Genomic DNA, 12717 nt, shown 5'->3' on the forward strand with positions numbered 1-12717 from the left:
TAATTTATGATTCTATTCTTTCTACCAACTCGTTCATCGTATAATGTACAAATTGTTTTCCGAGATCGGTCAGCACGTATTGTTTTGTCCCTTCGAAAGCAGATTCCATCGTTTGTGCATTTTTTTGTCTTTGGTTCTTTGCTGCTCTCTTCTTAAGAAACCGTCCATCTCCTGTGGTTGAACGAGCCTGTCTAACGACGCCGCCAGTACTAAGCTCTCGAATAACATATTTAAACAGATCAGCTTCTGCTGAATCATCTCTAGGTAATTCTTCACCGTACATTTCCGCCCATATGTCATATCTTGTAAATCCAGGATTAACAAAAATTATACGTATAACCATAAAATGCAACTCATTATATAACCTAATCCATTCTATAAATAATCTGACAACATCGTCGGAACACAAACGAGTTCCAGCAGCATTTGAAAGTAAATTTGCGACATACTTACGTTTTTCATGAGTATCTGCGTCATCCCACACTTTAAAGGATTTACGAACAAGTTTTAAATAATCTTCACTTGTGACTCTCTCTTCAATTTCATCTCCAATGGAATTAAATCGGGTATCAATCTCTGACAATGTTATTAGTAATCCACGAATCTTATTTTCGTGTTCTTCAAGCCATTTCGTTTGTAAATAATTAGTTTTCATTGATCCTTCATCAGTTTTTAATGTTGCCATTGTGCTAAAAAAAGCTCCAACCCACGGAATACTCCCAAGAGCTGCAAGAATAACTTTTTCAATAATTCTTCTTTGCGTTGTGGGTGAATATTTAATCTAACTCTTCGTTAATGCTGGAAGCTATACTCTCTTCTACATCAGACATTTTCTTGCCTCCTTACGTATTTAATTAACTTCAAAGTAATGCTTGATTTATCCGCGCCAGGACGGCGCGGCGTTCCTGCGACCAATTTCATTTAACGTCCCGTGAATTCCCGAAGCGTCTTACATCATTCATATATTCTAAGTTTTGGGAATTCGCTGTTAGCCGAAGTTTCCCATGCTCCATAGAACAACATAAGCTATATTTCCATATATTTATTAAAAATTCCTTTATTCGTTATGCGTATAACTTATACACATACATCTGGAGTTTATTTTAAGAAAAAATACTGACATAAAGAAGGAGTATCAGTACGCTGTGCCGAATATGTTTCTTAGAAACATATTCGGCACAGCGTACTGAAGCAAAAATAATTTGCAATAAATACAAATCCCCAAAAACAAAATGAAGGAAATTTAATGGTTCATAGCGAATAGGTTATATAACCTATTCGCTATGAAGTGAAAATGATAATAATATTAAATAAATACAGTATTATCCTTTCTATATTGGAAAAACTATGCATATAGTATTGAAACAATATTTGGAAGGTGATATTATATGAAGACAGATAGGCGTTTTATGCGAAGGAGTGATAGTATGGCGCAAGCATTTGAAGCAACACCATCCATTAAAGGATTTGAAGCAACAAAGTTGATCAGATCAGTGATGAATAGTAAGACAGATGTACGCAAAGTTGAAAAATTAGATAGATTGTATACTAGAATCAATTCTTATAAGAAAAAGTAATGGATATATTAAATGAAATTAAAGTAGAACGCCTATCCCCTTATCATAATATAGGGGATTTTTATTGCGAAGAACCAAGTTTAAATAATTTCTTACAAAAAGAAGCTTTAGAGCATCAGAAACAGAGAATTTCTTTTACCACCGTATACTTACATAATGATATTATCGCAGGATATATTACTTTAGCGACAGATTCAATTGTATTAGAATTAGATAATGCTGCTGAAATCAAAGATTTAGACACACGATTTCCTCAATTACCTGCTTTAAAACTTTGCAGGATCGCACGTGATTTAAGATACAAAGGTAAAGCACTTGGTGTATATATGCTAGAAGATACCATTGCATATGGACACTCATTAAATAGTCCTGACAATGTAATGGGCGCTGGATGTAGGTTTATTACTGCTGATATTAGGAATCCTTCATTGATATATAACTTCTATGTACCAAATGGGTTCGAACCTCATTCTGATGGTAGCGGAGGTACCTTTCATTATAGATATGATTTAGGTTCTTTACCGTCAGAATCACATGACTCCATAGAATCAGATGTGGCTATTAACGAATAAACAGTCTTATAATTAAAAGACCTCTCTCGCAGAGGTCTTTTCTCATTTCTCCAACCAACCTCCCAACCAACAAAACAAAGCTACAAAGGAATACAGAGGAATGGGAAATTTCGGCTAACGTCTTTTTCCCGAACTAGGTTCGTATTATATCTGAATATGGAGGTATTTACGAACCTAGTTCGGGAATATTTCCTTTAGCTGTTATTCCAGCTTTCTCCAATGCTGTCAAGAGGACTTTTGATTTTACCAAGATCTTTTATGCTAACATGAGTATATATTTCCGTTGTTTTTGAACTGCTGTGTCCAAGTAATTCCTGGATATACCTTAAATCTATGCCCGCCTCAAGTAGATGGGTGGCAAAGGAGTGTCTTAAGGAGTGTACGGATACCCTTTTATCTATAGATGCATACTTACAGGCATTGACAAATATTTTTTGAATAGTCCTTTCTGAGATATGTGCACCTTTTTCTTCCCCGGGAAACAACCAATCATCCAATTTATACTGTGCTGCGTAGTATTTTCTTAAGATTTCTAAGGCCCCACTTGATAATATGGTATACCGATCTTTCCTGCCTTTCCCTTGCCTGAGATGGATAAGCATTCTGTTGCTGTCAATGTCGTTTACCTTTAGGGAAGATACTTCACTTACTCTTAGTCCAGCAGAATAAACAAGTGTAAGAATAGCCTTATGTTTAAGATTCCTCGAGGCCATAAGAATACGTTCAATTTCTAGCTGGCTTAAAATATCTGGTAGTTTTTTTCTTTTTTTGGTCTGGGTAATTTACTGTTTGTTTCTTTGTTCAAAATACAACGAAATAGAAATTTAATAGAGCTAACTGCTTGATTTGCATAGGCATGGGAACATTTCTGTTTTTCCAAAAGATACAGCAAATAATCTTTGATATCTTGATCCGTAATGTTCTCCGGATCTTTATAAATAAAAAACAAAAAACGTTGTCAACATAAACACTCGTAGTATTATGACTATAGCCCTGGATTTTCAGTTCTTTTTGCATACGATCAAAAATATGGTTTTCAATAATAGTATCTATTCCTAATCTCTTAGGGATTTTGGAATTGATAATAATTTCATTCGGAAATAGCTTAAATAAATTAATAATGGTTTCTTTGGAATAAGGCACAATCCAGTGCTTCTTTTCAGAATCCCATATTCGGCCTTGAATCGTTCTAATCTTTTCAACCCGTTCAGCCGAATATTCAAAAGAAACATACAGCTCTCGTGAATTTTCCTTCATATGTTTACTAATATCTGTATTAATAGCTGGATATATGTTTGCGATTATGTCTGTGTTTAATTCTGGGTTCACATCCAGATTTGCATTTGCAGTTACATAGACAGCCATTTTTCTCCTCACTCTTACAAGAAGGTAAATATTTTTCAAAAAAATACCATTCTTTACTATTTTAGTATTCCATGGAGATATGGTCAACATTTTTTGCAGCAGCAAGACAAATATTCAAAAGCATTTCTGACAAGAATGAAAATTAAGGATGATCTCTGTTCAATACAGGAATCATCCTTAATCTTTAATTCTTTATTTCAAGCCGCGGACTGGGCAGTTTAGCTTCTCTCCCATTTCTTTAAGCCAGGAATCCGGGTATGCTTCATAGGTTTTTCCATCGAGGACTCCCTGGGGGGGCTGGCGAAATTGCTGGAGCACCCAGCTGGTCTCCTGGCCAAGAAGCTTACGGATCACGGTTAAATCCTCAAAAGGATGCCAGACCGGCAGCACTGTTGTCCTGAATTCATATGGGATTCCGCTGTTTTTGATCCATTCGACCGTTTCGGATATCTTGTCGCCACTGTTCCTGCATCCGGTCAGCTCCGGATATTTTTCCGGAGTGCATTTGATATCCATCGCAATATAGTCTAAGCAAGGCGCAACTTCCTGCAGTTTTTCAAGGCTGCTGCCGTTCGTATCCAGCTTCACTTTAAAGCCTAGTTCCCAGATTTCCCTAGCCAAAGGCACAAGGTCCGTAGATAAAAGCGGCTCCCCGCCCGTTAGACATACTCCGTCCAATAGCCCTTTTCTGGTCTTCATAAATTCTATGACAGCGGAAGGAGAAGTCTGCGACGGCTTCTCCTTCACATCGACCAGGGCAGGGTTCTGGCAGTAACCGCACTGGAAATTGCATCCCCCAAAAAAGACGGTTGCGACAATATGACCGGGATAATCTACCAGAGAAAAAGGTTCAATATCCATCAGCATAATCTTTTATCCATCCCTTTTTATGCCATTCCTGCAAAGTTCGCATTATTGACTTGGGTTGTTATTTCGCTACGCCGTCAAACAGACTTGGCGTGACGCCCGTAACACGATATTTAACAGTTTCTTGTTTCTCTTCCTGTTTGCCGGGGTTCATGGCGGAGATCGGTCTATAGAAGCCGGTGACCCTCGTCATGACTAAGGTTTCCCTGCCGCACTCGGGGCAGTTAAAATGTTCACCTTTGATATATTTGTGGTCTTCGCAGATGCTGAAGGTCGGAGTCAGCGTGAAATACGGCAGCTGGAAGTTCTCAAATACCCTGCGTACGACAGCCTTGGCGACGGCAAGATCATCGAGACTTTCAGCCAGATAACCGTGAAGCACGGTCCCTCCGGTATAAAGCGTCTGCAGGTCATCCTGAAGCTCCACGGCGCGGAACAGGTCGCTGGTATAGCCCACAGGCAGGTGAGTGGAGTTCGTGTAATAGGGTTCATTGTCACCGGCCGTAATCATATCGGGATAATGCTTTTTGTTGATTTTGGCTAGACGGTAGCTCGTACCTTCCGCGGGCGTTGCCTCAAGGTTATAGAGGTCTCCGTCTTGCTCCTGGAATTCCTGGATGCGGTCTCTCATATAGTTCAATGTTTCCTTGGCAAAATTCTGTCCGAAAACAGTGGTGATGTCATCGGCGTCCGAAGTAAAATTACGGATCGCTTCATTCATGCCGACCAGACCGATCGTCGAGAAGTGGTTCGTCCAGTACTTGCCGAAACGTTTTTTAATATCTCTCAGATAAAATTTGGTATAGGGGTACAAGCCATTGTCCGTCAGGATCTCCAGCGTTTTGCGTTTGGTCTGCAGCGAGGACCGGGCGATGTTCATGTGGTTATCAATCAGTGTGATGAACTGATCCCAGTTGCCTTTAGCCAGATAGCCGTACAACGGCAGGTTCAGGGTTACAACTCCAATGCTTCCTGTGAGCGGATTGGCTCCGAACAGGCCACCTCCGCGTTTTCTGAGTTCCCTGTTGTCCAGACGCAGACGGCAGCACATGCTTCTGGCGTCCTCCGGATTCATATCGGAGTTGATAAAGTTCGCAAAATACGGGATTCCGTATTTATCGGTCATTTTGAAGATCGCTCTCGATACTTCACTGTTCCAGTCAAAGCCCTTCGTGATGTTATACGTCGGGATCGGGAAGCTAAAAATATTGCCGTCAGCATCACCTTCGAGCATGACCTCGCAGAACGCCATATTGATGATATCCATCTCAGCTTGATATTCCCGGTACGGCGTATCCAGGAATTTGCCGTCAACGACAGCGGGTTCATCTTTGATGGCTGATTCGGCCGCCCGCACATCGAGCGTAATATTAAAGAATGGAGACTGGAAACCTACCCTGGTCGGGACATTGACATTGAAAATAAATTCCTGAATCCCCTGTTTGACTTGTTTATAATCAAGGTTATCCACTCTGACGAACGGAGCAAGATAGGTATCAAAGCTGGAGAGTGCCTGAGCACCGGCAGCTTCTCCCTGTAAGGTATAAACAAAATTAACGATCTGTCCGAGTGCGGAACGAAAGTGTTTGGCCGGTCTGGAGGTCGTTTTGCCTTCCGCGCCCCTAAAACCTACCAGAAGCAGGTCTTTGAGATCCCAGCCGACGCAATATGGAGCAAGATCTCCCATGTCATGATTATGCAAAGCACCGGAATCGTGCGCTTTGCCGACTTCAGACGGAAGCAGGGACTGCCAGAAAGCATTGGTCGCTTTGCTGGTTACAAACCGGTTAAGCCCCTGAACCGAAAATCCCATATTGGAATTCTCTTTGATTTCCCAGGTTCCCAGCCCCAGGTAATCAGAGAATAATTGATTGTTATCGTTTTTGGCGCTTTCCTGATTTCGAATGATTTCATGCTGGAAGCGGTATCTTATATATGCTCTGGCGACATTGGTATTTCCTGTCTGCATCAGGACATCTTCGACTTTGTCCTGAATCTGCTCGATTTGGAAGCCTTCATTCTTACTGTAAGCAGCTTCTAATTCCGAGAATACCCTGTCGGTAACGATCTTCGCCCAGTTGGTGACATTGGGGGTTTCGGTAGCGATAAAAGCCTTTTCTACCGCCTTGCGAATCTTCTCCTGATTAAAAATTTCTCTTCTTCCATCCCTTTTCACAACGTACATGGCTTAGTCCTCCTGCTCCCATATATATTTATTTGCATGGATATCCTGTCTTTATCGCAAGGATCTCAATTGGGGGACTGTTTTATTTGCGACGCTTTACCAGTCCGTTCAACTCTTCCATAAACTTCTGAATATCCTTGAACTGCCTGTAAACAGAAGCAAAGCGAATATACGCAATTTCATCTGCTGCAAACAGTTTTTTCATGACGGCCTCACCGATCAATTCGCTCGGCACTTCGCGGTCGTTGATATCACGCATTTCTCTTTCGATATCAGTGACCATTGTTTCCAGCTGCTCAGTGGACACGGGACGCTTTTCACAGGCCTTGTTCAATCCGGACAATAGTTTGTGACGGGAAAAGGGCTCTCTTCTGCCATCCTTTTTCACGACAATCAGCTGAAAATCCTCGTAGCGCTCATACGTCGTAAAACGCTTTGTGCAGACATCGCATTCCCGCCTGCGTCGGATAGCAGTACCTTCCTCAATTTGTCTGGAATCCAGCACCTTCGTGTCGTCACTCTGGCAAAAAGGACAGCGCAATACCCTCATCCTTCCTATATCTTGTATATTCCTTATTTTATCAATACTATATATAGTAAGCAATAGCCTTTTATTGGCGTTTTTATGCATCTAAGGCCTTCTATATGGATTATTTTACGTTTTGCTTGCGATTTTAGTTCTTGAAGATTTCATGCAAAACATTACTTAAGTCCCAAATCATTGCAAAATAAATAAATCAAGACAAACACACTTCCGTCAAAAAAACATATCCTTTTATTGTAAATATATTCCATTATAACCATAAGGAGGAATCCCCATGAGTATTGGTCAACCCTCCTATCTTCTGCAAAAAGTTGCACCGATTGTACTGAGGGAACTTCAGCCATACATCGCCGGTAAAGTTGGTCCCCTCGTTGCTGAAAAAATTGGCATGCCCATTGCCAGGAAAGTCGGACTTCCACTTGCTAAAAGAATAGGTATTCCTATGGCCCGTAAAACCGGTACCTTTTTATTGAACCGGGTCGGCTATCCGCTTATTAATAAAGTCATTTTTAAAGGAAATCCCCCTTCATTCCTCTTGCCCGGAAATCCCCAGGCAAACAGTGGCACAGGAATAAAGACAATGGTGACAGAAGCAGGATCAGGAAATGGTACCGGTACTGGAATAAGCACCGGTCCAGGTACAGTTATTAATACAAGTAAAGGTATAAAAAGGACAAAAAGAACAGAAACAGGAATAGAATCTGAAGCAGGTGTACGCGGGAGAAAACAAACCAAAGCAGAAAAAAAAATTGAAAAGCAAAACAGAAAGCGTCAAAAAACACGGAGAGGCTTGTTTAGCTTTGGTAAAAATCTTCAGTCCTTCCCGACTGGAATCCGTCCGCAGAACCAAATAGTCCCCGGGCCGATAGTTCCTTCTCCTAACCAGGAAGCACCGAGTACCTTCGTCCAGCCTGTTGTTCAAAATCCAACTGTCCAAAATTCTTATGAACTATTTGATCAAAATCAGAATTATGCTTCAAGTCTATTTAGCAGAAGAAGGCAAAACTATGGTTTTTGAAAAATTCGAATACAAACAATAAGATTCTATAAAAATTGGTTAACGATACAAAAACGCATAAAATCCCGCCTCAGTCTCGAGACGGGATTTCATGGCGTTTATTGCAGAGATCAACGGTTAATATTAAATATTTTAGCCTCGGGATGAGAAAAAACAACAGCGCTAACAGACGCTTCGGGGTCCATCATGAAATTCTCTGTCAGCGTTATTCCAATCTCCTCCGGTTTCAGCAGTCTGAATAGCTTAGCCTGTTCTTCCAGTGCAGGGTAGATCGGGTAGCCCGGAGAAACCCGGATGCCATTGTCAATCCCCCAGATTTTACGCACTTTCTCATGCATGATGTCAGCAAATGCTTCAGCCAGCTCCAGGGCCAGAACCTGAAGAAGAAAAGACTTCAGGTATTCACCCTTGTCCCGGTAATTCTCGGCCTTTTCTTTAATCCCCAGGCCCGTGGTCAGCGCGAACATTCCAAGATAATCATACGCCTGCTCCTGTCCAACATGCTTGTTCCGGGGGCGGACATAGTCAGCCAGACAAAGGCCATTATCTTTTTGCTGACGCGGAAAACTGAGTTCTTCAAGGACAATATTTGAATCCATAATAGCGACCGTATTTCCGTTCGCACAGGCCGGATAAAACGCAAATACCCCATTGACCGTAATCAGCTTGTGTTCTTGGATCTCTTCCAGGAAATCCTGAACAAATATCTGGATTTTGGCTGATTTATCTTGAGAAACATCTGCGGAATCCAGCAGGAGACTTTCCGCTGCCTTGATTTCTTCCTGGGAAGAGTGGCGCAGTTTGTTTTTGACACCGAGATAACGCCTCAGGATAAAAGGCAGATCCAAGTTCGGGATAATCTCCGCCAGCGGATAATCCAGAAGGACCTCCCGTGCTGTATGCTGCGGGCGGCAGGTAGGTCCGTCAAAGCTGACCGGCGAAAATTTATTTTCGATGTGGTTGTCAGAAATACTGCCGGAGATACTGTCTGGGATGTTACCGGAAATCGTACCAGCATTACCGGCCTGATCATTATTTTTAGCTGCGTTATAGCTTCCGGAATCATTGGCTGACTTTCTTTTCAGACCATTCAGGAGATTCAGGCCATCCATAGCGTCGCGCGCATACAGGACCGGTCCGCCGTATTGCGGAGCGATCTTTTCTTCGGTATATTTTCGGGATAGAGCCGCGCCTCCGAGAATCAGCGGGGTATTGATTCCGGCTGCCTGCAGGTCCTGGGCCGTCAGCAGCATTTGCTGAACTGATTTGACCAGAAGTCCGGATAACCCGATCGCATCAGGGGCCTCTTTCCTAGCCGCTTCAATCAGCTGTTCAGAACTGACTTTGACGCCAAGGTTAATCACCTTATAACCGTTATTGGACAGGATGATTTCCACAAGATTCTTACCGATATCATGGACATCGCCCTTGACCGTCGCGAGCAGGATCTTCCCTTTGACCGCCTCTTCGGCTTTTTCCATATAGGCCTCTAGGATGGTCACCGCTGCCTTCATGACTTCGGCACTCTGCAGAACTTCAGCCACGATCAGTTGGTTCCTGTTAAAGAGGCTGCCGACTTCCTCCATCCCCTTCATCAACGGGCCGTTAATAATTTCGAGCGGCCGGTATTTCGTCAGGGCCTCGTACAGATCGTTTTCCAGGCCCTCCTTGGAGCCTTCAACAATCGTTCCTGCCAGCCGTTCCTCAACGGAAAGCCTGGACGTCTGTTTTTGTTCCGTGACCTTTTTCTCTCTGTAAAAATCGGTAAAGGCTTTTAAGGTCTGGTCATTCGTATTTAAGAGTAGGTCTTCGGCCAGTTTTTTCTCTTCATGCGGAATCGTCGCATAACGTTCTAGTTTTTCGGAATTAACAATCGCGTAGTCCAGCCCGGCTACGGTATTCAGATAGACGAATACGGCATTCAGCACTTCCCGGCCTGCCGCAGGCAGACCGAAGGAGACATTGCTGATCCCAAGAATCGTCTTGCATTCCGGATATTTGGCCTTAATCAGGCGCAGGCCTTCAATGGTCTCAACTGCGGAACCGAGATACTTAGCATCCCCGGTCCCTACCGGGAATGTCAGCGGATCAAAGATAATATCGGCAGCCGAAAGACCATATTCATACACCAGCAGATCGTAAGAGCGTCCGGCCACTTCGAGCTTGCGCTCCCGGGTCAGGGCCATACCCTGTTCATCGATTAATCCGACCACGACTGCAGCCCCGAACTTTCGGATCAGCGGAACAACATCATCGAAGCGTTCCCGTCCATTTTCAAGGTTGATCGAATTGATAATTGCTTTGCCCTGGATCAGCCGGAGTCCAGCTTCCAAAACCGCAGGATCGGTCGTATCCAGCATCAGCGGCACTTTGACTTTATTAACAACATGGGGTAGAAAACTGACCATATCCTCCAGTTCGTCCCGGTCGGGATTAGCCACACAGACATCTATGATCTGAGCACCCTTCTTGACCTGGTTTCGGGCAATCTCGGAACCTTCTTCATAATATTCACCGGCGATCAGTTCCTTAAATTTGCGGGAACCGATCACATTGGTCCGCTCGCCGACCAGAAGCGGGCGGTTGTCTTCTTCGGGCCAGACCGGTTCAAGCCCGGTGATGCTGCTCCGTTCCGCTGCCATTGTCCGTCTTGGAGCATACTTGGCCAGGGCTGCGGCCAGCGCTTCGATATGGCGGTCCGTCGTCCCGCAGCAGCCGCCGGCGATGTTCAGCCAGCCTTTGGCTGCGTAAGCGGCCATCTTTCCGGCAAACTCTTCCGGAGTTTCCCGATAACCGCCTTCTTCATCCGGTAGCCCAGCGTTCGGGTAACAGCTCACGGCACAAGCGGCAATTCCCTCCAATGTTCTAAGGTGATCGTTCATCAGTTCTGCGCCGGTACCGCAGTTCATGCCGACGGCAACCGGCTTCAGGTGCTGTATCGAAATATATAAGGCTTCAATATTCTGCCCTGCGAGCATCGTACCCGAGGGTTCAATCGTCACGGAAACGACCAGCGGCACTTTCCACCCAAGTTCAGCAAAGGCACGCTGGATTCCGAGTCCTGCCGCCTTGATATTCAGCGTATCCTGACAAGTTTCGACGATCAACAGATCGACGCCTCCCTTAATAAGGCCAAGAGTTTGGCGGTAATAAGCCTCTTCGAGGTCAGTAAAAGCAATACCGCCTCCAAAGGCCAGCATCTTGGTCGTCGGACCCATGGATCCAGCTACAAACCGCGGTTTTTCCGCTGTGGCCCATTTGTCGGCCGCTTCGCGGGCCAGCCGTGCCGCAGCCTCGTTGATTTCCATATCCCTGTCCCTGAGATGATATTCCCCAAGGACAATATTTGTACCTCCGAAGGTATTGGTTTCAATGATATCCGCACCGGCTTTCAGATAGGCCTCATGAATATCACGCACGATATGAGGACGGGTGAGCGTCAGGATTTCGTTGCAGCCTTCCTGCTCAGGCCCTCCAAAATCTTCAGCAGACAGATTCTTCTGCTGAAGCATGGTCCCCATTGCTCCGTCCAGAATCAGAATTTTTCTCGCAAGCAATTCATTAAAAATCTGTTGTTTCATGGTCTCACCACTTCTTTGCAAACTTTTCCTCCAAGCTTTCCTTGGGTTTATCATATTATTTTACCATGATTATACGATTCATCCAATCTATACATTTCGTATTTCCTGCGTAATCATTTTTGTATATTCTAAGCAGCATATCCGGATATTCTGAGCTGCAGAAAATTCTTGTTAAAATTGCTCAAACCGTTAAAATAGTAATATATGGCGATATTCAGACAAATATGACTGTATTCAGTTTCCTTTCAGAATAATCGTGTATTTTAAAGACACAGGAGGAATAAACGAATGGCCAATAAATTCAGAATACTTGTCGTGGATGACGACGCTTCAATCCGCCAGATGCTCAGCCTGGGGCTGAAGCAGGAGGGTTACGATATCGGAACAGCGGACAATGGAAAAAAGGCACTGGAAATAATCCCTGTCTTTGAACCTCATGTCATCATCCTTGACATTATGATGCCGGTCATGGACGGATATGAACTATGTGAATCCATCCCGGAAATATCCGGTGCTTCCATGATTATGCTGACTGCCAAGGATACATCCAAAGACATTGTCAAAGGACTGCGCCTCGGAGCCCATGACTATCTGGTCAAACCTTTTCACTTTGACGAGCTGCTGGCCCGGATCGAGGTTCAGCTGCGTAACCGTTTCCCGGATCTATCCGGCAAAAGAACCATTGGCCGGTTTACGATCGATGAACTGAAAAAGTCAATCCTGCTCGATGATCAGCCTCTGCAGCTTTCTCCTACTGAATATAAACTGCTGTCCTATCTATTATGGAACAGCAACCAAACGTTGAGTAAAGAACAAATCCTGATTCACATCTGGGGTTACGATTTTGAAGGAGAGGACAATATCGTCGAGGTATATATCCGCTATCTTCGAGAGAAACTTGGGGATCTGGACCATACAATTATTAAAACCGTCAGGGGCCTCGGTTACCACCTGCAGACGGAGCAGCAGTAACCGGCAGTCTGCACGAGATATCAAATATCAAGCATT

Annotated in this window: 11 protein-coding genes; 4 read left to right on the top strand and 7 right to left on the bottom strand. The window is 43.8% G+C overall.

Annotated elements, in window-relative coordinates; translation table 11 throughout:
* Positions 1-4: 4 nt before the first annotated feature.
* Positions 5-685, bottom strand: coding sequence for a hypothetical protein (locus tag DEHRE_RS11725; protein ID WP_019226033.1), 681 nt, complete (start codon positions 683-685; stop codon positions 5-7).
* A gap of 742 nt (positions 686-1427) precedes the next feature.
* Here DEHRE_RS11725 and DEHRE_RS14855 point away from each other — a divergent pair.
* Together DEHRE_RS14855 and DEHRE_RS11730 are read left to right on the top strand one after the other, a co-directional pair.
* On the top strand, positions 1428-1577 hold the full coding sequence (locus DEHRE_RS14855) for a hypothetical protein (protein WP_019226032.1): 150 nt from the start codon (positions 1428-1430) through the stop codon (positions 1575-1577).
* Positions 1577-2149 carry a hypothetical protein gene (locus DEHRE_RS11730; RefSeq protein WP_025206091.1) on the top strand — a complete coding sequence of 191 codons (573 nt, stop codon included), beginning with the start codon at positions 1577-1579 and terminating at the stop codon, positions 2147-2149. The genes DEHRE_RS14855 and DEHRE_RS11730 overlap by 1 nt, the downstream gene beginning before the upstream one ends.
* Positions 2150-2343: 194 nt before the next feature.
* Here the strand turns inward: DEHRE_RS11730 and DEHRE_RS15370 are convergent, their stop codons facing one another.
* The 5 genes from DEHRE_RS15370 to nrdR form a co-directional block, all read right to left on the bottom strand.
* On the bottom strand, positions 2344-2862 hold the full coding sequence (locus tag DEHRE_RS15370; protein ID WP_084544194.1) for a tyrosine-type recombinase/integrase: 519 nt from the start codon (positions 2860-2862) through the stop codon (positions 2344-2346).
* A 26-nt stretch (positions 2863-2888) separates the two neighbouring features.
* Positions 2889-3098 carry a phage integrase N-terminal SAM-like domain-containing protein gene (locus DEHRE_RS15375; protein WP_084544195.1) on the bottom strand — a complete coding sequence of 70 codons (210 nt, stop codon included), beginning with the start codon at positions 3096-3098 and terminating at the stop codon, positions 2889-2891.
* 608 nt (positions 3099-3706) lie between these two features.
* Complete coding sequence (locus DEHRE_RS11740) at positions 3707-4381, bottom strand: anaerobic ribonucleoside-triphosphate reductase activating protein (protein ID WP_019226028.1); 675 nt, start codon at positions 4379-4381, stop codon at positions 3707-3709.
* A 61-nt stretch (positions 4382-4442) separates the two neighbouring features.
* On the bottom strand, positions 4443-6566 hold the full coding sequence (locus tag DEHRE_RS11745; protein WP_019226027.1) for a ribonucleoside triphosphate reductase: 2124 nt from the start codon (positions 6564-6566) through the stop codon (positions 4443-4445).
* 82 nt (positions 6567-6648) lie between these two features.
* Positions 6649-7107 carry a transcriptional regulator NrdR gene (nrdR, locus tag DEHRE_RS11750; protein ID WP_025206092.1) on the bottom strand — a complete coding sequence of 153 codons (459 nt, stop codon included), beginning with the start codon at positions 7105-7107 and terminating at the stop codon, positions 6649-6651.
* A 277-nt stretch (positions 7108-7384) separates the two neighbouring features.
* Here nrdR and DEHRE_RS11755 point away from each other — a divergent pair, with 277 nt between their 5' ends.
* Positions 7385-8128, top strand: a complete 744-nt coding sequence (locus tag DEHRE_RS11755; protein ID WP_019226024.1) for a hypothetical protein — start codon at positions 7385-7387, stop codon at positions 8126-8128.
* A 110-nt stretch (positions 8129-8238) separates the two neighbouring features.
* Here DEHRE_RS11755 and metH read toward each other — a convergent pair whose 3' ends face one another.
* Entirely contained in the window at positions 8239-11709 is a 3471-nt protein-coding gene (metH, locus tag DEHRE_RS11760) for a methionine synthase (RefSeq protein WP_025206093.1), read from the bottom strand.
* Between the two features lie 288 nt (positions 11710-11997).
* On the opposite strand from metH, the gene DEHRE_RS11765 reads away from it, so the two are divergent.
* Complete coding sequence (locus DEHRE_RS11765; RefSeq protein WP_019226022.1) at positions 11998-12681, top strand: response regulator transcription factor; 684 nt, start codon at positions 11998-12000, stop codon at positions 12679-12681.
* The last annotated feature ends 36 nt before the right edge of the window (positions 12682-12717 follow it).

The sequence above is a fragment of the Dehalobacter restrictus DSM 9455 genome, assembly GCF_000512895.1.
Taxonomy (GTDB): Bacteria; Bacillota; Desulfitobacteriia; order Desulfitobacteriales; family Syntrophobotulaceae; genus Dehalobacter; species Dehalobacter restrictus.